We start from the raw sequence: 23,656 nt of genomic DNA, 5'->3' as shown, positions 1-23,656 counted from the left end.
TCGCGAAAGGGCTGCGCAGCAGCCCCGGGATTTCAGCGTTGTTGCAAAGATCGCCGGGGCCGCTTTGCGGCCCTTTCCGACCGGTCCGACGCCTCGGCAAGGCCGCTCCTACAGAGATCACGCCAGTTGAGAGGTCTCAGCAAGACAGTTGCTCTTACGTTGTATGGCGTTACCGGACCGTCACCACCAGCTTGCCCACCGCCTGGCGCTGCGCCAGGCGTTCGATCGCCGCGCCGCCCTCGGCCAGTGCAAAGGTCTGCGACACCAGCGGCTTGAGCTTGCCCTCGGCATGCCAGGCGAACAGCTGGCGGAAGTTGGCGGCGTTGTCCTGCGGCTGGCGCTGGGCGAACGCGCCCCAGAACACCCCGAGCACCGCCGCGCCCTTGAGCAGCGCCAGGTTCACCGGCAGTTGCGGGATGCTGCCACTGGCAAAGCCCACCACCAGCAGCCGGCCATTCCAGGCCAATCCGCGCACCGCCTGGTCGAACAGCGCGCCGCCAACCGGGTCGTAGACCACATCGACGCCCTGGCCGCCGGTCAGGCGCTTGATCTCGTCCTTGAGGCTGGCCTGGCTGTAGTCGATCAGCTCGTCGGCCCCGGCAGCCTTGGCGATGGCCAGTTTCTCGGCGCTGCTGGCCGCGGCGATCACCCGCGCGCCCAGGGCCTTGCCGATCTCCACCGCCGCCAGGCCCACCCCGCCAGAGGCGCCGAGCACCAGCAGGGTCTCGCCGGCCTTGAGCTGGCCGCGCTGGGTCAGGGCGTGCATCGAGGTGCCGTAGGTCATGCCAAAGGCGGCGGCGGTGGTGAAGTCCATTCCCGTCGGAATTGGCAGCACGTTGTAGAACGGCACCGCCACCTGCTCGGCGAAGGCGCCCCAGCCGGTCAGGGCCATGACCCGCTCGCCAACCTGGAAGGCGCCAGCCTTCTCGCCGACCGCGGCCACCACGCCGGCGGCCTCGCCCCCCGGCGAGAACGGCAGCGGTGGCTGGAACTGGTACTTGCCTTCGATGATCAGGGTGTCGGGGAAGTTGACCCCGGCGGCATGCACGTCGATCAGCACTTCGTTCTTCTTCGGCGCAGGCCCGGCGACCTCTTCCAGGACCAGATCCCGCGCTGGGCCCAGGGCTTTGCACAACAAGGCTTTCATCAGGGCTATTCCTTTGCGTGTGGTGGCCGATAAGTGTAGGAGGGCGGCCCCCCGGGTCAACGAGCATGGCCCGCCCTGATGCACCTTCATAAGCCCGGGCTTGGGTTTGGCCGGTGCGCTGGGTAAGCTGGCGCCAACTGTATTGAGGAGCGAATTCGTGAAAGCGTGGATCTGGATGGTGCTGGCGCTGCTGCTGCCAGCGGCGGCGATGGCCGAGGAAAAGGAAGGCGAGCCCAAGGTGGCCTATATCACCCTCAGCCCGCCCTTCGTTGGCAACTACGCCCTCGACGGCAACCCCAAGCTGCGGGTGTACAAGGCCGATGTCGCCCTGCGCGTGACCGGCGATACCGCCGCCGCTGCGGTCAAGCACCATGAGCCGCTGATCCGCAACCAGCTGGTGGCGCTGTTCACCCAGCAGGGCGTGGACAACATGAGCAACGTCGAGGCCAAGGAAAAACTGCGCCAGGAAGCCCTGAAGCAGGTGCAGCAGGTGATGGAGTCCGAAGAGGGCAAGCCGATCGTCGAGGACCTGCTGTTCAACAACCTGATCGTGCAGTGATCACGAAGCGAGGCTGCGGCGAAAGCGCGCCAGGGCCACGCCGAAGAACACCAGGCCGATCACCGCCAGGGCTGCTACGTCCGGCCAGACCACGGCCAGCCCGGCGTCGCGGAACAGGATCGCGGCGCCGAGGCTGACGAAGTGGGTCGAGGGCGAACCCTGCATGACCCACTGCAGCCACTGCGGCATGCTGTCCAGCGGCGTGCTGCCGCCCGAGAGCAGCAGCATCGGGATGATCACCGGGATTGCCAGCAGGCCGAACTGCGGCGTCGAGCGCGCCAGGGTGGCGAGGAAGATGCCCAGCGCCGTGCTGGCGAACAGGTACAGCGCAGTCACCCCCAGGAACAGCCCCAGGGAACCGGCCAGCGGCACTCCCAGCGCACCCTTGACCACCACCTCCAGCGAAACCCAGGTGCACAGCACCACCACCAGGGCGTTGCTGGCGATCTTCGCCAGCATGATTTCCAGCGCCGTCAACGGCAGCACCAGCAGGTGGTCGAGGGTGCCATGCTCGCGCTCGCGCAGCAGCGCGGTGCCGGTGAGGATGATCGCCAGGATGGTGATGTTGTTGACGATCTGGATCACCGCCAGGAACCAGCCGCCCTCCAGGTTGGGGTTGAACAGCGCCTTGGGGTTGAGCAGCGCCGGGCTCTGCGCCGCGTCGCGGTCGGTGTACTCGAGCAACTCGCGCTCGAAGATCCGGCCGATGTAGCCGGCGCCCATGAACGCCTGGCTCATGGCCGTGGCGTCGACGTTGACCTGCAACTGCGGCGAGCGCCCGGCCAGCAGGTCGGCCTGGAAGTTCACCGGCAGGTTGATCACGAAGGTGTACTGGCCGCTGTCCATGGCTTGGTCCAGGCGTGCGCTGGGCAGCGCCACGGCGGCTTGGAACTCCGGCGGCTGCAGCGCTTCGGCGAGCTTGCGCGAGACGGCGCTGTGGTCTTCGTCGACCACCGCCACGCTGGCGTTGTGCACGCCGATCACCGAACCCGCCGCGGGCATGTAGATCGCCACGCTGAAGGCGTACAGCAGGAACAACAGCAACACGCTGTCGTGGCGCAGGCTGGTCAGCTCCTTCAGGCCCAGGCGCAGGGTGTGGGCGAGGCGACGCATTTCAGGCCTCCTGCTTTTTCAGCATGACCAGGCTCAGCCCACTGAACGCGGCGAAGAAGCCCAGCAGCGCCAGGCACTGCGGCCATAGCTCGCGCAGGCCCAGGGCCTTGGTGAAGGTGCCGACGGCGATGTCGAGGAAGTAGCCGGCCGGGAACAACTGGCCCATCAGCGCCGCCGCGCCTTCCAGCGACGAGCGCGGCACGATCAGCCCGGAGAACTGGATGGTCGGCAGGCTGGTGAGAATCATGGTGCCGAGGATCGCGGCAATTTGCGTGCGGGTGAACGCCGAGATCAGCAGGCCCAGGCTGGTGGTCGCCAGCAGGTAGGCCAGGCCGCCGCAGGCCAGGGCCAGCGGGCTGCCCTTGAGCGGCACGCCGAACAGCCAGCGGTTCATCGCCACCAGCAGCGCCAGGTTGACCAGGCTTACCGCCAGGTACGGTGCCTGCTTGCCAAGCAGGAACTCCAGGCGGGTCAGGGGCGTGGCGTAGAAGTTGGTGATCGAGCCCAGCTCCTTCTCGCGGACGATGCCCAGGGCGGTGAGCATGGCCGGGATGAACGCCAGGATCAGCGCCATCACCCCGGGGCCGATGGCGTTCACGCTGACCACGTCCTGGTTGTAGCGAAAGCGGGTTTCCAGGCGCACTGGCTGTTGGCGCGCGACAGGCCGGGGGCTGAGCGCCGCCAGTTGCTCGAGGTTGCCCTGGTGCACGGCTTCGACATAGTTGCGGCTGGTCTCGGCGCGGAACGGCATGCCGCCGTCGAGCCAGGCGGCGACCACGGGTTGGCGCCCGGCGTGCAGGTCGCGGCCGAAGCCCGGCGGGATCTCCAGCGCCAGCTTGATTTCCGAACGTTGCAGGCGCTGGTGCAACTGGCGGGCGTCGCGGATCGGCGGCTGCTCGGCGAAGTACCGCGAGCCGCGGAAGGCCTCCAGGTAGGCGCGGCTCTGCGGGCTCTGGTCCTGGTCGTACACGGCAAAGGCCAGGTTCTCGACATCCAGCGAAATGCCATAGCCGAAGATCACCATCATGAACAGCGCGCCCAGCAGGGCGAAGGCCAGGCGCACCTTGTCGCGCAGCAGTTCCTTGCCTTCGCGGCTGGCCACCGCCAGCAGGCGGCGCAGGCTGAAGGCCTGGCGCAGCACGGGCGTGGTGGCGGCGGCCTGGCCCAGGGCGCTGGCGGACTGGGCCGGGGTGGGGGCTTGCTGGGCCTGTTCCAGGCAGGTGACGAAGGCGTCCTCCAGGGTTGCGCCGCCGAACTGGCGCTGCAACGCCTGCGGCGTGTCGCAGGCCAGTACCCGACCCGCGTGCATCAGCGAGATGCGGTCGCAGCGCAGCGCCTCGTTCATGAAGTGGGTAGACAGGAAGATGGTCACGCCCTGCTCGCGGGACAACTGAACCAACAGCCGCCAGAAGTCGTCGCGGGCTGCCGGGTCGACGCCTGAGGTGGGTTCGTCGAGGATCAGCACTTCCGGGCGGTGCAGTACCGCCACGGCCAGCGACAGGCGCTGGCGCAGGCCCAGGGGCAGCGCGCCGGAGGGCTGATCGGCGATGGCGGCGAGGTCGAAGCGCTCGAGCAGTTCGGCGATGCGCGGCGCGCTGTCGGCCTTGGCCAGGTCGAACAGGCGCGCGTGCAGCTCGAGGTTCTGCCGGGCGCTCAGCTCGCCGTACAGGGAAAAGCTCTGGGACATGAAGCCGACCCGCTTGCGGGTGGCCAGGTCGCCCGCATCCACCGGGCGGCCAAGCAGGCTGGCGCTGCCTTCGCTGGCCGGCATCAGGCCGGTGAGCACCTTCATGGTGGTGGTCTTGCCGCAGCCGTTGGAGCCGAGGAAACCGAAGATCTCGCCACGGCCAATGGCGAAGCTGACCTTGTTCACCGCGGTGAAGTCGCCGAAGCGCAGGGTCAGGTCGTGGGCCTCGATGGCGACCGGCCCATCGTCGCTCGGGCGCGGCGGGATGCGCAGCGGCTCGGGCTGGTCGCGGCCGGCGCCCTGGAAGTGGGTGAAGGCATCGTCGAGCTTGCCGCTGGGCGTGCTCGCGGCCAGTTCGCGGCTCAGCCCGGCGGCCAGCAGGCGGCCGCCGTCAAGCATCAGGCAATGCTCGAACTGTTCGGCCTCTTCCATGTAGGCGGTGGCCACCAGCAGGGTCAGCTGTGGGCGCTGGCCGCGCACCTGCTCCACCAGTTCCCAGAAGCGCCGCCGCGACAGTGGGTCGACGCCGGTGGTCGGCTCGTCGAGGATCAGCAGGTCTGGCTCGTGGATCAACGCACAGCACAGGCCAAGTTTCTGCTTCATGCCGCCCGACAGCTTGCCCGCCGGGCGCTCGGCGAAGCGCGCCAGGTCGGTGGCTTGCAGCAGGCTGGCCATGCGTTGCTCGCACTCGGCGCGGCCGAGGCCGAACAGGGTGGCGAAGAAGCGGATGTTCTCGGCGATCGACAGCTCCGGGTACAGGTTGTTGCCCAGCCCCTGGGGCATGAAGGCGACCTTGGGGTACAGCGCGGTGCGGTGGCGACGCTGGCGAATCGAGCCGCCCAGCACTTGCAGCTCGCCCTGTTGCAGGCGCTTGACCCCGGCGATCAGGCCGAGCAGGGTCGACTTGCCGGCGCCGTCCGGGCCGATCAGGCCGCAGCGGGTTCCGGCGGGCAGGCTGAAGGCCACCTCCGCCAGGGCCTGGTACTTGCCGTAGCGGTGGTGGATGCCGGCGGCCAGCAGCGCGGGGGCGATGGTCATTGCAGGTTGGCCGGCCAGTCCACCTCGGCGGTGCGCACGTAGCCGGCCCCGGGCATGCCCGGTTTGGCCTGGGGCACGGCGCTCGGCGCGGTCAGGCGCAGCTTGACGCGGAACACCAGCTTCTGCCGCTCGTCACGGGTTTCGACCTGTTTCGGGGTGAACTGCGCCTTGGCCGCGACGAACGCTATCTTGGCCGGCAGCGCCTGGTCGGGCAGGGCGTCGAGGACGATGCGCGCCGGGGCGCCGACGGTCAGCCGGCCGGTGGTCGAGGCGGGCAGGTAGAGGTTCATGTACTGGTCGCTGGGGTCGATCAGCATCAGCACCCGGCCACCGGCACCCAGCACTTCGCCGGGTTCGGCCAGGCGCAGCTGGATGATGCCGTCGATGGGCGCGCGCAGGCTGCTGTCGTCGATCTCGCTGGTGAGCTGCGCGACCTGGGCTTCGGCGGCGCCAATGGCGGCCGTGATCGCTGCCAGCTGGGCGCGGGCGGCCTGCACCGCGGCGCCGGCGGTGTCGTAGCGGGCCTGCTGCTGGTCGAGCAGTTGCTGGCTGGCGAACTTGCGCTGGAAGATTTCGCGTACCCGCTTGAGTTCCTGGCTGGCCAGCAGCAGCTCGCTCTGGCGCAGTTGCACGCTGGCCTGGGCGGCGGCCTGGTTCTGGCGGGCCCGCAGCACCTCGGCCTCGGCCTGGGTGCGCTGGGCTTGGAGGGTGCGGGTATCGATGCGCGCCAGCAGCTGGCCGCGCACGACCTGGTCGCCCTCGTCGACCAAGACCTCGGCCAGGCGGCCTGGGACCTTGGTGGCAATTTGCACTTCGGTGGATTCGAGGCGCCCGTTGCCCATGCTCAGGCCCTCGGGCAGGCGGTCGTGCAGGGACTTCCAGTAGCCCAGCCCACCTGCCGCCAACAGCAGTAAAACCAGGGCACAAGCGAAAATTCTGGGGGCTTTGCGGTTCATTCGGTCTGCATCCTGCGGCTTGCACGCCTTATCCTGGCGCGACGCGCTTCCTTGCGCGTTGATATTGGTCAAACCCCTGACGATAGACCCTGAATCAGCTGAGCGCGAGGATCGCGGCCCATTGCTCGGCGCTGACCGGCATGACCGACAGGCGGCTACCCTTGTGCACCAGTGGCAGTTCCTCCAGCGCCGCCTGCTGCTTGAGCAGGCCCAGGCCGAGGACCTGGCGGAAGGTTTTCACGTGCTCCACGTCCACCGCGCTCCAGGGGTTCTTCTCGGCACTGGCCTTGGCGTCGTGGTAGTGGCTGGTCGGGTCCAGCGCCGTGGGGTCGGGATAGGCCGCGGCGCGGATGCGGGCAATGCCGGCGATCCCCGGCTGCGGGCAGCTGGAGTGGTAGAAGAAGAACTCATCGCCTACGCTCATGGCCCGCAGGAAGTTGCGCGCCTGGTAATTGCGCACCCCGTCCCAACGGGTGTTGCCCAGGCGTGCCAAGGCTTCGATGGAGAGCTCGTCGGGCTCGGATTTCATCAGCCAGTAGGCCATGGGTGCTGCTCCTGAAAAGGTTTGAAATAACTCGTTGCATGAAACCGACGGTCGGTTGGCGCCAAGGTTTGCGTGTCGCCTCATGTTGTCGGAAAATGCGCCGATTTTAAGCTATACGCTCCGGCAGCCATCAAGAAAGCCGCCGAGCCTGGACCTTTTGCCTAGGGGGGCAATCGATGAAACAACGTAAACCGGACCTGCTCTGGATCCTGGCCTTCATTTTCGGGCTGGGCGTGGTCACTACCGGTTACGCGCAAGGCTTGTGGGAACGCAAGCTGGACGCTGCCTACCAGCAGGCGCCCGTCGATCCGGCGCAGCCGCCGCGCTGATCCCTCTTTTCGCGCCGGCTCATTTCGGCGCCAGGTACCAGCCACGGTCCGAGACCGTGCCTTGCAAAGGTACATCCCAGCTCGCCTGGTTGAGCCGCTCGACTTTCTGGCACTCATGGGCCAGCCCCAGCAGCAGCGGTTTTTTCCAGGCCTTGCGCCGGCTCTGATAGGCCAGGCTGCGGTCATAGAAGCCGCCCCCCATGCCCAGGCGTCCCCCCACTTCATCGAAACCGACCAACGGCAGCAGGATCAGGTCCAGCGCCCAGATCGGCCGTTGACGCTTGCGCTCGACCAGCGGTTCGGCAATGCCGAAGCGGTTCGGGCGCAGTTTTTCGCCGGCCTCGAAACGCTGGAACACCATGCGCGTGCGCGGCCAGGCGTGCAGCACCGGCAGGTAGACGTGCTTGCCGCGTTTGTGCGCCTCGCGCAGCAGCAACTGCGGATCGATCTCGCCGTCGTTGGGCAGGTACAAGGCGATGTGCCGGGCGCGGCGGAACAATGGATCCTGCGCCAGCTGGCGATAAAGACCTTCGGCGGCCTGGCGTTGCTGGGCGGGGCTGAGGGCGCGACGGGCGTTGCGCAGGAGGCGGCGAAGCTGGGGGCGGGTAAGCGGCGCGGTGTCGGTCATGGCACGGGCGATCCCAGAGAAAACGAAATGCCCGCCGTGGCAGGCGGGCAGTTCTGAAGCAGGCTCCCCGACAAGACCGCTATCGGTGTAGCCCTTGAACCCGAAAGTTCAAGGTGGAGATTGCAGGGGGCGTTAAGGCTTTCCGTCGGGCGGACATGCACACCGGCCCCAGCGTGCAACCCCCGTGGTTGTGCGTATCGGCTCAGGGACATAACCGACTGGCGCATCCCCCAGGGAGTGGCGCCAGTATACCAATCTCAGTCGCTTTTGCTAACCGGGTCGTCGGACAGTGCCTGGTCGACCCGCTCCAGCAGGTCGCGCACCTGTTCGCGGGTGGCGCCGCCGCCGGTGGTTTCCGGGCGTTCCTGGCGGTGCAGCAGTTCGTGGGTGATGTTCAGCGCGGCCATCACGGCGATACGGTCGGCGCCGATCACCTTGCCGCTGCTGCGGATCTCGCGCATCTTGCCATCCAGGTAACGCGCGGCACCGACCAGGTTGTTGCGCTCTTCCGGTGGGCAGATGATCGAGTATTCCTTGTCGAGGATCTGCACGGTGACGCTATTGCTTGAACTCATGAGTCTTGCTCCAGGGCCTTGAGGCGCAGGATCATCGATTCGATCTTGCGTTTGGCGATCTCGTTCTTTTCGATGAGGTGGGCGCGCTCCTCGCGCCAGGATTTTTCCTGAGCTACTAAGAGTGCGTTTTGCCGTTTTAGTTGCTCGACGCGCGCGATCAGCGACTCGAACCGGCTCATCAGCGCTTGCAGGTCGTTCTCTTGCATGGGTTGCACTCGATTCGCTCCATCGTTACGCACCTGCCGATCATGCCTGCCTCGGGCCCCCGGCGGCCAGTGCTGATGGTCTTGGCGCGCCTGCCGGTGCTAGGATACAAGGTCTTCATTCTAGTCATTGCGCCGCCTGGCGCCTAGCAGACCATGCCCAATACCCAATCGCCCTACGTCGCCTTCGCCATGCTGCTGTCGAGCAATGGCCACCCTGTCACCCCTGCCGAGCTGCACGGCCTGCTGATCGGTCGCAGCTGCGCCGGCGCCGGCTTCGATGCCGACGCCTGGCTGGCCGACGCCGCCCAGTTGCTCGAGACCGAGCCGGGCGACTCGGTTCGCAACGCCCTGGTCGGCCTGCAAGAGATGGTCAAGGCCGAGCTCACCGGCGAGGACGTCGCCATTGTCCTGCTGCTGCCTACCGACGACGCCGCGCTGGCCGACCGCGCCGCCGCGCTGGGCCAGTGGTGCCAGGGCTTCATCACCGGTTTCGGTCTGAACGCCGGTGGCAAGGACTTGTCCACCGATGCCAAGGAAGTGCTGCAGGACCTGGTGGCCATCTCGCAGGTCCAGGAAGCGCTGGAAGAGTCCGAGGACGGCGAAAGCGACTACATGGAAGTCATGGAGTACCTGCGCGTCGCCCCGCTGCTGCTGTACACCGAGCTGGCCCAGCCCGAAGCGCCTGCGCCAAAGCCTTCGCTGCACTGATCTGAACGGGATCGTTTGCCCATGAGCCACATACCCAAGGCGGAGTACGCCCGTCGGCGCAAGGCGCTGATGGCGCAGATGGTCCCCAACAGCATCGCCATCCTGCCCGCCGCCGCGGTCGCCATCCGCAACCGCGACGTCGAGCACGTCTACCGCCAGGACAGCGATTTCCAGTACCTGAGCGGCTTCCCCGAGCCCGAGGCGGTGATCGCCCTGATCCCCGGCCGCGAACATGGCGAGTACGTGCTGTTCTGCCGTGAACGCAACCCCGAGCGCGAGCAATGGGACGGCCTGCGTGCCGGCCAGGAAGGCGCGGTGCGCGCCTTCGGTGCCGATGACGCCTTCCCCATCACCGACATCGACGAGATCCTCCCCGGCCTGATCGAAGGCCGTGAGCGGGTCTACAGCAACATGGGCAGCAACCCCGAGTTCGACCGCCGGCTGATGGACTGGATCAACGTGATCCGCTCCAAGGCGCGCCTGGGCGCGCAGCCGCCGAACGAGTTCGTTGCCCTGGATCATCTGCTGCACGACATGCGGCTGTATAAATCGGCGGCGGAAGTGAAGGTGATGCGTGAGGCCGCGGCTATTTCTGCCGGCGCCCACGTGCGGGCCATGCAGGCCTGCCGCGCCGGGCTGCACGAATACAGCCTGGAAGCCGAGCTGGACTACGCGTTCCGCAAGGGCGGGGCGAAGATGCCGGCCTACGGCTCGATCGTCGCCGCCGGGCGCAATGGCTGCATCCTGCATTACCAGCAGAACGACGCGCCGCTCAAGGACGGCGACCTGGTGCTGATCGACGCCGGTTGCGAGATCGACTGCTACGCCAGCGACATCACCCGCACCTTCCCGGTCAGCGGACGCTTCTCGCCGGAGCAGAAAGCCATCTACGAGCTGGTGCTCGCCGCCCAGGCCGCCGCGTTCGCCGAAATCGCGCCGGGCAAGCACTGGAACCATGCCCACGAGGCCACCGTGCGGGTGATCACCGCCGGCCTGGTGGAGCTGGGGTTGCTCAAGGGCGAGGTGCAGGCGCTGATCGACAGCGAGGCCTACCGTGCCTTCTACATGCACCGCGCCGGGCACTGGCTGGGCATGGACGTGCACGATGTCGGCGAATACAAGGTCGGCGGCCAGTGGCGCGTGCTCGAGCCGGGCATGGCGCTGACCGTGGAACCGGGCATCTACATTGGCGCCGACAACACCCGCGTGGCGAAGAAGTGGCGCGGTATCGGCGTAAGGATCGAGGACGACGTGGTAGTGACCAGACAAGGCTGTGAAATCCTCACTTCAGGCGTGCCGCGCACGGTGGCCGAAATCGAGGCGTTGATGCTGGCCGCCCGCAAGGACGCCGCATGAACCGGGTCAACCTGGCGATCATCGGCGGCGGCCTGGTTGGCGCCAGCCTGGCCCTCACGTTGCAGGCAGCGGCCAAGGCCCGTGGCTGGAAGATTCTGCTGATCGAGCCGTTCGCCCCGGGCGACAGCTTCCAGCCCAGCTACGACGCCCGTTCTTCGGCGCTGTCCTACGGTACCCGGCAGATCTACGAGCAGCTGGGCCTGTGGCAGACCATCAGCCGCCGCGCCGAGCCGATCCGGCAGATCCAGGTGTCCGACCGCGGCCGCTTCGGTGCCGCCCGCCTGGACGCCCAGGAAGAAGGCGTGCCGGCGTTGGGCTATGTGGTCGAGAACGCCTGGCTTGGCCAGTGCCTGTGGCAGGCGATCGACAACCAGGTCATCAGCTGGCGCTGCCCGGCCGAGGTCAAGGCGCTGCAGGCCATTGCCGGTGGCTACCGCCTGCAACTGGACGACGACACTTCGCTGGAATGCGACCTGGCGGTACTGGCCGACGGCGGCCGCTCCGGCCTGCGCGAGCAGCTGGGCATCCATGTGCGGCGCACGCCCTACGACCAGAGCGCGCTGATCGCCAACATCACCCCCGGCGAGGCCCATGCCGGGCAAGCCTTCGAGCGTTTCACCGAGCAAGGCCCGATGGCTTTGCTGCCGCTGCCGGAGAACCGCTGCGCGCTGGTCTGGACCCGTCAGGGCATGGACGCCAAGCGCTTGGCCGAGCTGGACGAGCGCAGCTTCCTGGGCGAGCTGCAGGACGCCTTCGGTTACCGCCTGGGCGCCTTGCGCCAGGTCGGCGCGCGGCACCTCTACCCGCTGGCGCTGGTCGAGGCCGAGGAGCAGGTGCGCCCGCACCTGGTGGTGCTCGGCAACGCCGCCCACAGCCTGCACCCGATCGCCGGGCAGGGTTTCAACCTGTCGCTGCGCGACGTGCAGTCGCTGGCCGAGGCACTCTTGGCGGGGCCGCAGCAGCCTGGCGACCTGGCCACCTTGCAGGCCTATCACCAGCGTCAGCGCCTCGATCAGGCCCTGACCATCGGTTTTTCCGATCAGGTCACCCGCCTGTTCGGCAGCCAGCAGCCGCTGCTGGCCGCGGGGCGTAACCTCGGCTTGCTCGGCCTGGACCTGCTGCCACCGGCCAAGCGTTGGTTCGCCCGCCAGGCCATGGGCCTGGGCACCCGCCCCGATCCGCGAGGCCGGGCATGAGCGATTCGCGTCGGCTCGCGCGCCGGGCCCGCCTGTTGCGCTGGTTGCTGAACCTCTATCCGCCTTACCTGGGTGCCGGCATTCATATCCAGGAAATCAGCCCGGACATGCGCAGCGTCAAGGTGCGCATGAAGCTGACGCGGTGGAATCGCAACTACGTCGGCACCCAGTTCGGCGGCAGCCTGTATGCCATGGTCGACCCGTTCTACATGCTGCTGCTGATCGAGCGGCTGGGGCGCGACTATATCGTCTGGGACAAGGCCGCCAGCATCGACTTCATCGCCCCGGGCAAGGGCCCGGTGTATGCCCAATTCCACGTCGACGACGCGCTGCTGGACGAGATTCGCCAGCAGACCGCCAGCGGCAAGAAGTACCTGCCCCGGTTGCAGGTGGAGATCCGCGACGGTGCCGGCGAGCTGGTGGCGCGGGTCGACAAAACCCTATATGTGCGGCTCAAGCCGCAAGCGAGGCAGGCGTAAGGCATGGAAACGCGCGCAGATCTGTTGATTGTCGGTGCCGGTATGGTCGGCAGCGCCCTGGCGTTGGCCCTGCGTCACAGCGGCCTGGAAGTGGTCCTGCTCGATGGTGGGCCGCTGACGGTCAAGCCCTTTGACCCTGAGGCGCCGTTCGAGCCGCGGGTCAGTGCCCTGTCGGCGGCCAGCCAGCGCATCCTCGAGCGCCTGGGGGCCTGGGAAGGCATCGCCCGGCGGCGGGTGTCGCCGTATTCGGACATGCACGTCTGGGATGGCAGCGGCACCGGTGAGATCCACTTCTCGGCGGCCAGTGTGCATGCCCAGGTGCTGGGCCATATCGTCGAGAACCGGGTGGTCCAGGACGGCCTGCTGGAGCGCCTGCACGACAGCGATGTCGGCTTGCTGCCCAATGCCCGCCTGGAGCAGCTGCGCCGCTCCGGCGACGACTGGCTGCTGACCCTGGCCGACGGCCGCAAGCTGCGCGCGCCGCTGGTGATCGCCGCCGATGGCGCCAACTCGGCGGTGCGGCGTCTGGCCGGTTGCCAGACTCGCGAATGGGATTACCTGCACCACGCCATCGTCACCAGCGTGCGTTGCAGCCAGGCGCACCAGGCCACGGCCTGGCAGCGCTTCACCGATGAAGGCCCGCTGGCGTTCCTGCCGTTGAGCCGCGATGGCGGCCAGGACTGGTGCTCGATCGTCTGGTCGACTACGCCGGAGCAGGCCGAGCAGGCCATGGCGATGGACGATGCGGCGTTCTGCGCGGCGCTCGAGCGGGCCTTCGAAGGGCGCCTGGGCGAGGTGCTCGAGGCCGACCCGCGGGTCTGTGTACCGCTGCGCCAGCGCCATGCCAAGCGTTACGTGGAGCAAGGGCTGGCGCTGATCGGCGATGCGGCCCACACCATCCACCCGCTGGCGGGGCAAGGCGTCAACCTGGGCTTTCTCGATGCCGCGGTGCTGGCCGAGGAACTGGTGCGCGCCTGCGAGCGTGGCGAGCGCCTGGCGGATGTGAAGGTGCTGAGCCGCTTCGAGCGCCGGCGCATGCCGCACAACCTGGCGCTGATGGCGGCGATGGAGGGCTTCGAGCGGTTGTTCCAGGCCAACCCGCTGCCGCTGCGCTGGTTGCGCAACAGCGGCTTGAAGCTGGTGGAGCAGTTGCCGGAGGCCAAGGCGGTGTTCGTGCGTCAGGCGTTGGGGTTGTCCGGGGACCTGCCGGAGCTGGCCAGGGCCTGAGAGGGGCGGGGCCGCTAGGCGGCCCTTGCGCGACACAAGGCCCCTCCTACTGCGCAATCCTCGCAACATCTGGTAACTGCTCGGCAGATGAGTCGAAAAATGGGAACCACTACCATTTGCACCTCTAAACTCAGCGAGGAGTACCCCCGATGTTGCCCCGCAAGCCCCTTCTGGCCGCCCTGGCCCTTACTCTGTTCGGCGGTACCGCCCAGGCGGCGGACGAAGTGGTGGTGTATTCCTCGCGCATCGACGAGCTGATCAAGCCGGTGTTCGACGCCTATACCGCCAAGACCGGCGTCAAGATCAAGTTCATTACCGACAAGGAAGCGCCCTTGATGCAGCGCATCAAGGCCGAGGGCCAGAACGGCGTCGCCGACCTGTTGCTCACCGTCGATGCCGGCAACCTCTGGCAGGCCGAGCAGATGGGCATCCTGCAACCGATCAAGTCGACCGTGATCGAGCAGAACATCCCCGCGCAGTATCGCGCCTCGTCCCACGATTGGACCGGCCTGAGCCTGCGCGCGCGGACCATCGCCTACTCCACCGAGCGGGTCAAGCCGCAGGAACTGAGCACCTACGAGGCCCTGGCCGACAAGCATTGGGAAGGCCGGCTGTGCCTGCGCACGGCGAAGAAGGTCTACAACCAGTCGTTGACCGCCACCCTGATCGAGAACCACGGCGAAGCCGAGACCGAAAAACTGATCAAGGGCTGGGTCAACAACCTGTCCACCGACGTGTTCTCCGACGACACCGCGGTACTCCAGGCCATCGCCGCCGGTCAGTGCGACGTGGGCATCGTCAACACCTACTACTACGGCCGCCTGCACAAGGAAAAGCCTGACCTGCCGGTGAAACTGTTCTGGCCCAACCAGGGCGACCGTGGCGTGCACGTCAACCTGTCGGGCATTGGCCTGACCAAGCACGCGCCGCATCCAGAGGCCGCCAGGAAGCTGGTGGAGTGGATGACGGGCGAGCAGGCGCAGAAGCTGTTCGCCGATATCAACCAGGAATTCCCGGCCAACCCGAAGGTCCAGCCTTCCGAGGAAGTGGCGGCGTGGGGTAGCTTCAAGGCCGACAGTATTCCGGTCGAGGTTGCCGGCAAGCGTCAGGCCGAGGCCATTCGCTTGATGGACCGGGCTGGCTGGAACTGAGTTTCACGGCTTATTCTTTCGGGGCCCTCAAGGGCCCCTTCGCGGCTGAAGCCGCTCCTACAGGTTGCGGGGATTGCACGGTCCCTTGTAGGAGCGGCTTGAGCCGCGAACGACCGCGCAGCGGTCGCCACCTGCAACCGAGACTCCTGCATTGCCCCATACTCCCCAACGCCGCTGGTACCTCCCGGTCTCGCTGACCGCCGCCCTGGTCCTGCTGCCGCTGAGCGTCCTGCTGCTGTCCTGGCAGTCGGTCGATACGCAGATCTGGTCGCACCTGCTCGACACCCAGATGGGCCGCCTGCTGGGCAATACCCTCACGCTGGTGCTGGGGGTGGGCATCGGCGTGAGCGTGCTGGGGGTGAGCCTGGCCTGGCTCACCAGCCTGTGTGAATTCCCGGGCCGGCGTTGGCTCGACTGGGCGTTGATGCTGCCGTTTGCCATTCCGGCTTACGTACTGGCATTCGTCTTCGTCGGCCTGCTGGATTTCGCCGGCCCCGTGCAGAGCGCCTTGCGCGAGGTGTTCGGGCCGATGCGCCTGCCGCGGGTACGCTCCACCGGCGGGGTAATCACGGTGCTGGTGCTGGTGTTCTACCCCTATGTCTACCTGTTGGCGCGCAGCGCCTTCCTGGCCCAGGGCAAAGGCCTGATGGAGGCGGCGCGAGTGCTCGGGCTGTCGCCCTTGCAGGCGTTCTGGCGCGTGGCCCTGCCGATGGCGCGGCCGGCCATCGGCGCCGGCATCGCCCTGGCCTTGATGGAGACCCTGGCCGATTTCGGCGCGGTGGCGGTGTTCAACTTCGACACCTTCACCACAGCCATCTACAAGACCTGGTATGGCTTCTTCAGCCTGTCCAGCGCGGCGCAACTGGCCAGCCTGTTGCTGTTGGCGGTGATGCTGGTGCTGTACGGCGAGCGTCGCGCCCGCGGCGCCAGCCGCAGTGGCAATGAGCGCCCACGCGGGCAGGCGCTGTATCACCTGCATGGGTTCAAGGCCCTGGCTGCCACGGGCTGGTGCCTGTTGGTGTTCGCCTGCGCTTTCGTGATTCCAATGCTGCAACTGCTTGCCTGGTTCTGGCAGCGCGGCCGGCATGACCTGGACGAGCGCTATGTCGGGCTGGTCATGCACACCCTGTACCTGGGCGCCATGGCGGCGCTGATCACGGTCTGCGTGGCGCTGCTGTTGGCCTTCGCCCGGCGCCAGGCGCCGAGCCGGAGCATTCGCGCCGGGGTCGGCCTGGCCAACCTGGGCTATGCGCTGCCTGGCTCGGTGCTGGCAGTGTCGATCATGCTGGCGTTCAGCTACCTGGACAATCAACTGGTGATCCCGTTGTCGCAGTGGCTGGGAGGCGCCGGCAAGCCGCTGCTGCTGGGCAGCCTGTCGGCCTTGCTGCTGGCCTACCTGGTGCGCTTCATCGCCGTGGCCTATGGCCCGCTGGAAAGCAGCCTGGAGCGCATCCGTCCGTCGCTGCCGGAGGCCTCGCGCAGCCTCGGGGTCGGCGGCCCACGATTGTTTTTCAAGGTGTATCTGCCGTTGCTGGTGCCCGGCGCCCTCAGCGCCGCGTTGCTGGTGTTCGTCGACGTGCTCAAGGAAATGCCGGCCACCCTGCTGATGCGGCCGTTCGGCTGGGACACCCTGGCCGTGCGCGTGTTCGAGATGACCAGCGAGGGTGAATGGGCGCGAGCTTCGCTGCCGGCGCTGACCTTGGTGCTGGTCGGCCTGCTGCCGGTGATCGGCCTGATTCGCCGTTCGGCCCAACGCCCGGGGCAACCGCGCTGAGGGTGCCACACGGCGCCCTTGCGGCTACAATGCGCGGCATTCGCAGCGACGGGTCCTACAAGAACAGGTGATGCTTGAACATCGCCGACCGTTGCCGCCTCGCCACGCCCGGAAGGAGAAACCCATGGGACAGCGTACGCCTCTGTATGACCTGCACCTGGCGCTTGGCGCCAAGACGGTCGATTTCGGCGGATGGGACATGCCCCTGCACTACGGCTCGCAAGTCGAGGAGCACCACCAGGTGCGTAGCGACTGCGGGGTCTTCGATGTCTCCCACATGACCGTCGTCGACATCGACGGCTGTGCCGCCACCCCTTGGTTGCAACACCTGCTGGCCAATGACGTGACGCGCCTGGAAAGCCCCGGCAAGGCCCTCTACAGCCCGCTGCTCAACGACCAGGGCGGGGTCATCGACGACCTGATCGCCTACCGCACCGAAGACGGCTACCGCGTGGTGGCCAACGCCGCCACTCGCGACAGGGTGCTGGCCTGGCTGCGGGCGCGCAGCGAAGGTTTCAAGGTCGATTTCAAGCACCGCCCGGAGCTGGCGATCCTCGCCATCCAAGGCCCACATGCCCGGGACAAGGTCGCCGCGCTGGTCAGTGCGCCGCGCGCCGCGCTGATCCGCGAACTGCGCCCGTTCGAAGGCCTCGCCGAAGGTGACTGGTTCATCGGCCGCACCGGCTATACCGGCGAGGATGGCCTGGAAATCATGCTGCCGGCCGAGCAAGCCCCGGCGTTCTTCAACGACCTGGTCGGCGCCGGCATCGCCCCGAGCGGCCTGGGCGCCCGTGACACCCTGCGCCTGGAAGCCGGCATGAACCTGTACGGCCAGGACATCGACGAAGCCCACACCCCGCTGACCTCCAACCTGGGTTGGAGTGTCGCCTGGGAACCGGCGGCCCGCGAATTCATCGGGCGTGCCGGGCTGCTGGCGGAAATCGAGCAGGGCGTGAAGGAAAAACTGGTCGGCCTGGTGCTCGAGGAGCGCGGTGTATTGCGCGCCCACCAGGTGGTCCGTGTATCCGGGATTGGCGAAGGGGAGATCACCAGTGGTAGTTTCTCGCCTACGCTGAGCAAATCCATTGCCCTGGCGCGCGTGCCGATGGCCACCGGCGACCGCGCCGAGGTGGAGATCCGCGGCAAGTGGTACCCGGTGCGGGTGGTCAAGCCGACCTTCGTGCGCCATGGCAAGATCCTGATCTGAATACTTAACGGCGGGCCGACCGCTGACCCATTACGAGGAATACAAGACTATGAGCCAAATCCCCGCCGACCTGCGTTTTGCCGAAAGCCACGAGTGGGCCCGCCTGGAAGCCGACGGCACGGTGACCGTGGGCATCAGCGACCATGCCCAGGAAGCGCTGGGTGACGTGGTGTTCGTCGAGCTGGCCGAAGTCGGCAAGGTGTTCGCGGCTGGCGATGCTGCCGGTGTGGTGGAGTCGGTGAAGGCTGCTTCGGATATCTATGCCCCGGTCGGCGGTGAGGTGATCGCGGTCAACGAAGAGCTCAGCGATGCGCCGGAGCTTCTGAACTCCGAGCCTTACGATGCCTGGATCTTCAAGCTCAAGCCAAGCGACAAGTCCGAACTGGACAAGCTGCTGGATGGCGCCGGTTACAAAGCCGCCATCGGCGAGTGAGCGTGATTCGCCAGCAAGGCTGGCTCCTACCGGCGATACCCGAGTAGGAGCCAGCCTTGCTGGCGAACAGCGCCCGGCGCAACTTTTCCCCACACTATCGGCGATACCTTCCTAGACTTGTAAGTCTCCATGAGAACTGGTCCAGGAAGAGAAGATCGCCATGTCCCAGTCGCCATCCCTGCGTCAGCTGCATGAACCCAATGCCTTCCTGCGTCGTCACCTGGGGCCCGATGCCCAGGAGCAGCAAGCCATGCTCGAAGCCCTCGGCGTCGCCAGCCGCAACGAACTGATCGAGCAGACCGTGCCCCCGGGCATCCGCTTCAACCGCCCGCTCGACCTGCCCCCGGCCCTGGACGAACAAGCCGCGCTGGCCAAGCTGGCCGGCTACGCCGCGCAGAACCAGCTGTGGACCAGCCTGATCGGCATGGGCTACCACGCCACCGTCACGCCCACGGTCATCTTGCGCAATGTGCTGGAGAACCCCGGCTGGTACACCGCCTACACCCCCTACCAGCCGGAGATCGCCCAAGGCCGCCTGGAGGCGTTGCTGAACTTCCAGCAGATGGTCATCGACCTGACCGGCCTGGCCCTGGCCAATGCCTCGCTGCTCGACGAAGCCACTGCCGCCGCCGAGGCCATGGCCCTGGCCAAGCGGGTGGCGCGCAACAAGAGCAACGCCTTCTTCGCCGACGCGCATTGCCACCCGCAGACGCTGTCGGTGCTCAAGACCCGCGCCGAAGGGTTCGGCTTCGAGTTGATCGTCGATACTGTGGATAACCTTGCCAAACACTCGGTATTCGGCGCCTTGCTGCAATACCCGGACACCCACGGCGAGGTGCGCGACCTGCGCCCGTTGATCGAGCAACTGCACGCCCAGCAGGCCCTGGCGTGCGTGGCTGCCGACATACTCAGCCTGGTGCTGCTGACCCCGCCGGGCGAGTTGGGTGCCGACGTGGTGCTTGGCTCCAGCCAGCGCTTCGGCGTGCCCATGGGCTTCGGTGGCCCGCATGCGGCTTACTTCGCCTGCCGGGACGAGTACAAGCGGGCCATGCCTGGGCGCATCATCGGCGTGTCCCGCGATGCCCGCGGCAACACCGCGCTGCGCATGGCCCTGCAAACCCGCGAACAGCATATTCGCCGCGAGAAGGCCAATTCCAACATCTGCACGGCGCAGGTGCTGCTGGCCAACATCGCCGGCTTCTACGCCGTCTACCACGGGCCTGAGGGCTTGCAGCGCATCGCCCAGCGGGTGCACCGGCTAACCTTCGTCCTGGCCGCCGGGCTCGAGGCCAAGGGCATCAAGCGCCTCAACCAGCACTTCTTCGACACCCTGACCCTGGACGTCGGCGGCACCCAGGCGGCGATCCTGGAAAGCGCCGAGGCCGCGCGCATCAACCTGCGCATACTGGGTCGTGGCCACCTGGGGGTGAGCCTGGATGAAACCTGCGACGAAGCCACGGTGCTCAAGCTGTTCGATATCTTCCTGGGTGTCGACCACGGCCTGGACATCGCCAGCCTCGACCAGCAGGCGCTGCCCGAGGGCATCCCCGGCGTGCTGGTGCGACGCTCGGCGATCCTGCAGCACCCGGTGTTCAACCTGCACCACAGCGAAACCGAGATGCTGCGCTACCTCAAGCAACTGGAGAACAAGGACCTGGCGCTCAACCAGTCGATGATTCCACTGGGCTCGTGCACCATGAAACTCAATGCCAGCAGCGAGATGATCCCCATTACCTGGCCCGAGTTCGCCCAGCCCCACCCCTTCGCCCCGGCGGCGCAGGTACAGGGCTACAAGGCGATGATCGACGAGCTGGAAACCTGGTTGTGCGCCATCACCGGCTTCGATGCCATCTGCATGCAGCCCAACTCCGGCGCCCAGGGCGAGTACGCCGGGTTGATGGCGATTACCCGCTATCACCGCAGCCGCCACCAGCCCGGACGCACGATCTGCCTGATCCCGTCGTCGGCCCACGGCACCAACCCGGCCTCCGCGCAGATGGCCGGCATGGACGTGGTGATCGTCGAGTGCGACGAGCAGGGCAACGTCGATCTCCAAGACCTCAAGGCCAAGGCGCGCGAGGCTGGCGAGCGGCTATCGTGCCTGATGGTCACCTACCCCTCGACCCACGGGGTGTACGAGGAGGGTATCCGCGAGATCTGTGAGGTGGTGCACCAGCATGGCGGCCAGGTGTACATGGATGGCGCCAACCTCAATGCCCAGGTGGGCCTGGCGCGGCCGGCGGATATCGGCGCCGACGTGTCGCACATGAACCTGCACAAGACCTTCTGCATCCCCCATGGCGGCGGTGGCCCGGGCATGGGGCCGATCGGTATCCGCGCCCACCTCAAGCCGTTCGTCGCCAGCCACCCGGTGGTGCCGGTGCCGGGGCTCGACCCAAACATCAGCGCGGTCAGCGCCGCGCCCTGGGGCAGTGCGAGCATCCTGCCGATCAGCTGGATGTACATCGCCATGATGGGGCCGCAGCTGGCCGATGCCAGCGAGGTGGCGATTCTCTCGGCCAACTACCTGGCCAGCCAGCTGCGCGACGCGTTCCCGGTGCTCTATCGCGGGCGCAACCAGCGGGTGGCCCATGAATGCATCCTCGACCTGCGCCCGCTCAAGGCGGTCACCGGCATCAGCGAGGAAGACGTGGCCAAGCGCCTGATGGACTACGGATTCCATGCCCCGACCATGTCGTTCCCGGTGCCGGGCACGCTGATGGTCGAGCCCACCGAGAGCGAGTCGAAGGCCGAACTGGACCGTTTCGTCGAGGCGATGCTGGCGATCCGCGCGGAAATCGCCGAAGTGCAGGAGGGCAACTGGCCGGCCGAGGACAACCCGCTCAAGCATGCGCCGCATACCCTGGCCGACGTGCTGGCGCCATGGACCAGGCCCTATGCGCTCGAGCAGGGCATCGCCCCCAGCGCCCACGCGCGCCAGCACAAATACTGGCCGGCGGTGAACCGGGTCGACAATGTGTTTGGGGACAGGAATCTGTTCTGCGCGTGCGTGCCGGTGGAGGCGTATCGCTGAGAGGGGGCCATCCCCTGTAGGCGCGGCCTTGCGTCGCGAAAAGGGCTGCATGGCAGCCCCCTGATTTGTACATCACGCTGATGGCGCCGGGGGCCGCTCTGCGGCCCCTTCCGACCGGTCCGACGCCTCGGCGCGCTCCTACAGGGGGCGTTTGTTTCGGGGGATTACTCAGCCACGGCATTCTTGGCCAGGATGGCGTTGGCCAGTTCCATGTCGCTGGCCTGGACGCCCGGGTTGTCGGCACGTACCTGGCGGATCGCGGCTTCCAGGAACGGCCCGCGGATCGCGCCTTCACTGGCGACGAAGCTGCCGGCATCGTCCTGGGCGGCGACAATCAGCTTGTGGTCCTTGAAGGTCAGGTAGGTCGAGGCAGTGGTGGCGCCGGAGGAGATGATGTTGCGCCAGAACGTGTCGGCCATGGCGGAGCCAATGGGCAGCGAGAACAGGACGGTGGCTGCGATGGCTGTTTTGAAACGCATGATGAATCACCTCGGTGGATGAGGGCGGTTGAGATGCTGCTTTGATCCTCTGCGCTGGCCGCAAGTTCCCGCCCACAAAGGGGATTTCTTACTTATCCACAGACGCGCAAGACCTCCTCCAGGCAGGTCCTGCCTTGGGCGACCCGTTCCCGACCCTGCCGTCGAAGATCATGCAGGCCGTCTAGCTCGGCCTGTTGCCGCAGGGCGCCAAGGTCGCAGGCGGGGGTGATCCGCTCACGTAGCGCGGCGCTGACTTCAAGCAGCTCGAACAGCCCGGTGCGGCCATGGAAACCGCTACCCCGGCATTGAGGGCAAGGCTGCTCGCCGTGCTGGCCAGGGTTGTGGCAAAGGGGGCAGAAGGTGCGCACCAGGCGCTGGGCCATGACCCCGAGCAGGGTGGCCTTGACCAGGTAGTCGGCCACGCCGAGCTCCAGCAGGCGGGTAATCGCGCCGCAGGCGTCCTGGGTGTGCAGGGTCGAGAGCACCAGGTGCCCGGTGAGCGCCGCCTGCGCGGCCACCTGCGCGGTTTCACGATCGCGGATTTCACCGATCATGATGATATCCGGGTCCTGGCGCAGCAGGGCGCGGGCACCGCTGGCGAAATCCAGCTCCAGGCTGGGCTGCACCTGCAACTGGTTGATCGACGGCTCGAGGCGCTCGATCGGGTCCTCGATGCTGCACAGGTTGACCTGGGGTGTGGCCAGGTGCCGGAGGCTGGCATAGAGGGTGCTGGTCTTGCCCGAGCCAGTCGGGCCAGTCACCAGCAGGATGCCCTGGCGTTGCTGCAGCAGGGCCAGCCATTGCGCCAGCAGCGGGCCCTCCAGGCCGAGGGTTTCGAGGCTGACGTGCAGTTGCTGGGGATCGGACAGGCGCAGCACCAGCTTCTCGCCGAACGGCGTGGGCAGGGTCGACAGGCGCAGCTCCACCTCGGCTCCACTGGGCAGGCGGGTTTTCAGGCGGCCATCCTGTGGTCGGCGCTTCTCGGCGACATTCATGCAGCCCAGGTGCTTCAGGCGGCTGACCATCGCCAAGGTGACGCCGGCTGGGAACGCATACACCGCGTGCAGCAGGCCGTCGATACGCAAGCGCAGATGGCCTTGTTCGCGGCGGGGTTCCAGGTGGATATCGCTGGCGCGTTGTTCGATGGCGTACTGCAGCATCCAGTCGACGATGTGCACGATATGGGCGTCGTCGGCGCTGGCCTGCGGCTGCTTGCTGCCCAGTTCGAGCAGGTGCTCCAGTTCGCCCAGGCGCGGCGACGGGGCAAGGCCCGCGCCGCGCACCGAATGGGCCAGGCCGAGGAAGGTTGGGCGTAGCTGGCGAATCTGCCGCGGGCTGGCCAGGACCCGGCGTACCGCCTTGCCCAGGCTACGGCGCAGGTCCGCTTCCCATTCGCGTTGATAAGGCTGGGCGCTGGCCACCGTGATGCTGTGTTCATCCACGGCCACGGCGAGGATGCCGTGGCGCTGGGCGAAGGCGCCAGGCATCAGCCCGGCGACCTGTACCAGGTCGACCTGCAAGGGGTCGATCAGCACAAAGGGCTGGCCAACCTGTTCGGCCAGCCAACGGCACAGGGTGTCCAGCTCCAATGGCCGGGTTGGGTATCGTGGGTCTGGCGGGGCGAGGTCGGCGATCAGCTCCAGGGGGTGGTCGCCAGGCTGGGCCTCGGCGCGTTCCAGCGCCGCCAGGGCCGTAGCGGGGGTGATCCGTTGCTGCGCCAGCAAGGCTTCCAGCAGGCGGTTGAGGTCGAGGTCATGGTTGTCGCTGGCGAGCATGGGGGGCGTCCTTGCCGGAGTGCGAAGGCTCGAGCAAGGCTAGCCGGGCAGGGAA

Annotated in this window: 22 protein-coding genes and 1 other RNA gene; 12 read left to right on the top strand and 11 right to left on the bottom strand. The window is 67.1% G+C overall.

Features of this window, described 5'->3' with window-relative positions:
* Positions 1–169: 169 nt before the first annotated feature.
* On the bottom strand, positions 170–1,147 hold the full coding sequence (locus KSS95_RS02140; protein ID WP_217851239.1) for an NADPH:quinone oxidoreductase family protein: 978 nt from the start codon (positions 1,145–1,147) through the stop codon (positions 170–172).
* 157 nt (positions 1,148–1,304) lie between these two features.
* Between KSS95_RS02140 and KSS95_RS02135 the strand changes: the two genes are divergently transcribed.
* Positions 1,305–1,706, top strand: coding sequence for a flagellar basal body-associated protein FliL (locus KSS95_RS02135; protein WP_217851237.1), 402 nt, complete (start codon positions 1,305–1,307; stop codon positions 1,704–1,706).
* Here the strand turns inward: KSS95_RS02135 and KSS95_RS02130 are convergent, their stop codons facing one another.
* The 4 genes from KSS95_RS02130 to KSS95_RS02115 all read right to left on the bottom strand — a co-directional run bounded on the left by KSS95_RS02130 (position 1,707) and on the right by KSS95_RS02115 (position 7,044).
* Positions 1,707–2,819, bottom strand: coding sequence for an ABC transporter permease (locus KSS95_RS02130; protein WP_217851235.1), 1,113 nt, complete (start codon positions 2,817–2,819; stop codon positions 1,707–1,709).
* Position 2,820: 1 nt separating this feature from the next.
* Complete coding sequence (gene rbbA, locus KSS95_RS02125; RefSeq protein ID WP_217851233.1) at positions 2,821–5,544, bottom strand: ribosome-associated ATPase/putative transporter RbbA; 2,724 nt, start codon at positions 5,542–5,544, stop codon at positions 2,821–2,823.
* Positions 5,541–6,500, bottom strand: a complete 960-nt coding sequence (locus KSS95_RS02120) for an HlyD family secretion protein (RefSeq protein WP_217851231.1) — start codon at positions 6,498–6,500, stop codon at positions 5,541–5,543. Before KSS95_RS02120 ends, rbbA begins: the two co-directional genes overlap by 4 nt.
* Before the next feature lie 94 nt (positions 6,501–6,594).
* Positions 6,595–7,044 (bottom strand): EVE domain-containing protein, encoded by a 450-nt coding sequence (locus KSS95_RS02115; RefSeq protein ID WP_217851229.1) that lies wholly within the window; start codon positions 7,042–7,044, stop codon positions 6,595–6,597.
* Between the two features lie 176 nt (positions 7,045–7,220).
* On the opposite strand from KSS95_RS02115, the gene KSS95_RS02110 reads away from it, so the two are divergent.
* Positions 7,221–7,373 (top strand): hypothetical protein, encoded by a 153-nt coding sequence (locus tag KSS95_RS02110; RefSeq protein ID WP_217851227.1) that lies wholly within the window; start codon positions 7,221–7,223, stop codon positions 7,371–7,373.
* Between the two features lie 19 nt (positions 7,374–7,392).
* Here the strand turns inward: KSS95_RS02110 and KSS95_RS02105 are convergent, their stop codons facing one another.
* The 4 genes from KSS95_RS02105 to KSS95_RS02090 all read right to left on the bottom strand — a co-directional run bounded on the left by KSS95_RS02105 (position 7,393) and on the right by KSS95_RS02090 (position 8,782).
* The gene (locus KSS95_RS02105) at positions 7,393–8,001 is read right to left on the bottom strand and encodes a 5-formyltetrahydrofolate cyclo-ligase (RefSeq protein ID WP_217851225.1); all 609 of its coding nucleotides are present in this window, start codon (positions 7,999–8,001) and stop codon (positions 7,393–7,395) included.
* A 60-nt stretch (positions 8,002–8,061) separates the two neighbouring features.
* Positions 8,062–8,241: non-coding RNA, 6S RNA (gene ssrS, locus KSS95_RS02100), on the bottom strand.
* 17 nt (positions 8,242–8,258) lie between these two features.
* Complete coding sequence (locus KSS95_RS02095) at positions 8,259–8,576, bottom strand: cell division protein ZapA (protein ID WP_217851223.1); 318 nt, start codon at positions 8,574–8,576, stop codon at positions 8,259–8,261.
* Positions 8,573–8,782 carry a TIGR02449 family protein gene (locus KSS95_RS02090; protein WP_217851221.1) on the bottom strand — a complete coding sequence of 70 codons (210 nt, stop codon included), beginning with the start codon at positions 8,780–8,782 and terminating at the stop codon, positions 8,573–8,575. Before KSS95_RS02090 ends, KSS95_RS02095 begins: the two co-directional genes overlap by 4 nt.
* 153 nt (positions 8,783–8,935) lie before the next feature.
* Here KSS95_RS02090 and KSS95_RS02085 point away from each other — a divergent pair, with 153 nt between their 5' ends.
* From KSS95_RS02085 to gcvP, 10 genes are all read left to right on the top strand, one after another.
* A complete protein-coding gene (locus KSS95_RS02085) occupies positions 8,936–9,490 on the top strand; it encodes a YecA/YgfB family protein (RefSeq protein ID WP_217851219.1) in 555 nt (184 codons plus the stop codon).
* Positions 9,491–9,511: 21 nt separating this feature from the next.
* Entirely contained in the window at positions 9,512–10,846 is a 1,335-nt protein-coding gene (gene pepP, locus KSS95_RS02080) for a Xaa-Pro aminopeptidase (RefSeq protein ID WP_217851217.1), read from the top strand.
* The gene (ubiH, locus tag KSS95_RS02075) at positions 10,843–12,042 is read left to right on the top strand and encodes a 2-octaprenyl-6-methoxyphenyl hydroxylase (protein ID WP_217851211.1); all 1,200 of its coding nucleotides are present in this window, start codon (positions 10,843–10,845) and stop codon (positions 12,040–12,042) included. The genes pepP and ubiH overlap by 4 nt, the downstream gene beginning before the upstream one ends.
* Entirely contained in the window at positions 12,039–12,521 is a 483-nt protein-coding gene (locus KSS95_RS02070) for a DUF4442 domain-containing protein (protein WP_217851209.1), read from the top strand. Before ubiH ends, KSS95_RS02070 begins: the two co-directional genes overlap by 4 nt.
* A gap of 3 nt (positions 12,522–12,524) precedes the next feature.
* Positions 12,525–13,748, top strand: coding sequence for a 2-octaprenyl-3-methyl-6-methoxy-1,4-benzoquinol hydroxylase (locus KSS95_RS02065; protein ID WP_217851207.1), 1,224 nt, complete (start codon positions 12,525–12,527; stop codon positions 13,746–13,748).
* Positions 13,749–13,897: 149 nt separating this feature from the next.
* The gene (locus tag KSS95_RS02060; protein ID WP_217851205.1) at positions 13,898–14,899 is read left to right on the top strand and encodes an extracellular solute-binding protein; all 1,002 of its coding nucleotides are present in this window, start codon (positions 13,898–13,900) and stop codon (positions 14,897–14,899) included.
* A 151-nt stretch (positions 14,900–15,050) separates the two neighbouring features.
* Complete coding sequence (locus KSS95_RS02055) at positions 15,051–16,673, top strand: ABC transporter permease (RefSeq protein ID WP_217851204.1); 1,623 nt, start codon at positions 15,051–15,053, stop codon at positions 16,671–16,673.
* 124 nt (positions 16,674–16,797) lie between these two features.
* Positions 16,798–17,880 carry a glycine cleavage system aminomethyltransferase GcvT gene (gene gcvT / locus KSS95_RS02050; RefSeq protein ID WP_217851202.1) on the top strand — a complete coding sequence of 361 codons (1,083 nt, stop codon included), beginning with the start codon at positions 16,798–16,800 and terminating at the stop codon, positions 17,878–17,880.
* A 49-nt stretch (positions 17,881–17,929) separates the two neighbouring features.
* Positions 17,930–18,313 carry a glycine cleavage system protein GcvH gene (gene gcvH, locus KSS95_RS02045; protein WP_217851200.1) on the top strand — a complete coding sequence of 128 codons (384 nt, stop codon included), beginning with the start codon at positions 17,930–17,932 and terminating at the stop codon, positions 18,311–18,313.
* A 160-nt stretch (positions 18,314–18,473) separates the two neighbouring features.
* A complete protein-coding gene (gcvP, locus tag KSS95_RS02040) occupies positions 18,474–21,347 on the top strand; it encodes an aminomethyl-transferring glycine dehydrogenase (RefSeq protein ID WP_217851198.1) in 2,874 nt (957 codons plus the stop codon).
* Between the two features lie 164 nt (positions 21,348–21,511).
* Here the strand turns inward: gcvP and KSS95_RS02035 are convergent, their stop codons facing one another.
* Together KSS95_RS02035 and KSS95_RS02030 are read right to left on the bottom strand one after the other, a co-directional pair.
* Complete coding sequence (locus KSS95_RS02035; protein ID WP_217851196.1) at positions 21,512–21,826, bottom strand: DUF2388 domain-containing protein; 315 nt, start codon at positions 21,824–21,826, stop codon at positions 21,512–21,514.
* A 92-nt stretch (positions 21,827–21,918) separates the two neighbouring features.
* Positions 21,919–23,601, bottom strand: coding sequence for a GspE/PulE family protein (locus tag KSS95_RS02030; RefSeq protein ID WP_217851194.1), 1,683 nt, complete (start codon positions 23,599–23,601; stop codon positions 21,919–21,921).
* Positions 23,602–23,656 lie beyond the last annotated feature (55 nt).

The organism is Pseudomonas muyukensis (genome assembly GCF_019139535.1).
In the GTDB taxonomy this organism is placed as follows: Bacteria; Pseudomonadota; Gammaproteobacteria; order Pseudomonadales; family Pseudomonadaceae; genus Aquipseudomonas; species Aquipseudomonas muyukensis.
This window is presented reverse-complemented; position numbering and strand designations above follow the sequence as displayed.

Excerpts from the sequence above, each read along its gene's own strand:
- pepP (WP_217851217.1), top strand. The coding sequence starts at position 9,512 with ATGAGCCACATACCCAAGGCGGAGTACGCCCGTCGGCGCAAGGCGCTG.
- KSS95_RS02065 (WP_217851207.1), top strand. The coding sequence starts at position 12,525 with ATGGAAACGCGCGCAGATCTGTTGATTGTCGGTGCCGGTATGGTCGGC.
- rbbA (WP_217851233.1), bottom strand. The coding sequence starts at position 5,544 with ATGACCATCGCCCCCGCGCTGCTGGCCGCCGGCATCCACCACCGCTAC.
- KSS95_RS02105 (WP_217851225.1), bottom strand. The coding sequence starts at position 8,001 with ATGACCGACACCGCGCCGCTTACCCGCCCCCAGCTTCGCCGCCTCCTG.
- KSS95_RS02085 (WP_217851219.1), top strand. The coding sequence starts at position 8,936 with ATGCCCAATACCCAATCGCCCTACGTCGCCTTCGCCATGCTGCTGTCG.
- KSS95_RS02030 (WP_217851194.1), bottom strand. The coding sequence starts at position 23,601 with ATGCTCGCCAGCGACAACCATGACCTCGACCTCAACCGCCTGCTGGAA.
- gcvT (WP_217851202.1), top strand. The coding sequence starts at position 16,798 with ATGGGACAGCGTACGCCTCTGTATGACCTGCACCTGGCGCTTGGCGCC.
- KSS95_RS02110 (WP_217851227.1), top strand. The coding sequence starts at position 7,221 with ATGAAACAACGTAAACCGGACCTGCTCTGGATCCTGGCCTTCATTTTC.
- KSS95_RS02070 (WP_217851209.1), top strand. The coding sequence starts at position 12,039 with ATGAGCGATTCGCGTCGGCTCGCGCGCCGGGCCCGCCTGTTGCGCTGG.
- ubiH (WP_217851211.1), top strand. The coding sequence starts at position 10,843 with ATGAACCGGGTCAACCTGGCGATCATCGGCGGCGGCCTGGTTGGCGCC.
- gcvH (WP_217851200.1), top strand. The coding sequence starts at position 17,930 with ATGAGCCAAATCCCCGCCGACCTGCGTTTTGCCGAAAGCCACGAGTGG.
- KSS95_RS02140 (WP_217851239.1), bottom strand. The coding sequence starts at position 1,147 with ATGAAAGCCTTGTTGTGCAAAGCCCTGGGCCCAGCGCGGGATCTGGTC.
- KSS95_RS02115 (WP_217851229.1), bottom strand. The coding sequence starts at position 7,044 with ATGGCCTACTGGCTGATGAAATCCGAGCCCGACGAGCTCTCCATCGAA.
- KSS95_RS02090 (WP_217851221.1), bottom strand. The coding sequence starts at position 8,782 with ATGCAAGAGAACGACCTGCAAGCGCTGATGAGCCGGTTCGAGTCGCTG.
- KSS95_RS02120 (WP_217851231.1), bottom strand. The coding sequence starts at position 6,500 with ATGAACCGCAAAGCCCCCAGAATTTTCGCTTGTGCCCTGGTTTTACTG.
- KSS95_RS02130 (WP_217851235.1), bottom strand. The coding sequence starts at position 2,819 with ATGCGTCGCCTCGCCCACACCCTGCGCCTGGGCCTGAAGGAGCTGACC.
- KSS95_RS02035 (WP_217851196.1), bottom strand. The coding sequence starts at position 21,826 with ATGCGTTTCAAAACAGCCATCGCAGCCACCGTCCTGTTCTCGCTGCCC.
- gcvP (WP_217851198.1), top strand. The coding sequence starts at position 18,474 with ATGTCCCAGTCGCCATCCCTGCGTCAGCTGCATGAACCCAATGCCTTC.
- KSS95_RS02060 (WP_217851205.1), top strand. The coding sequence starts at position 13,898 with ATGTTGCCCCGCAAGCCCCTTCTGGCCGCCCTGGCCCTTACTCTGTTC.
- KSS95_RS02095 (WP_217851223.1), bottom strand. The coding sequence starts at position 8,576 with ATGAGTTCAAGCAATAGCGTCACCGTGCAGATCCTCGACAAGGAATAC.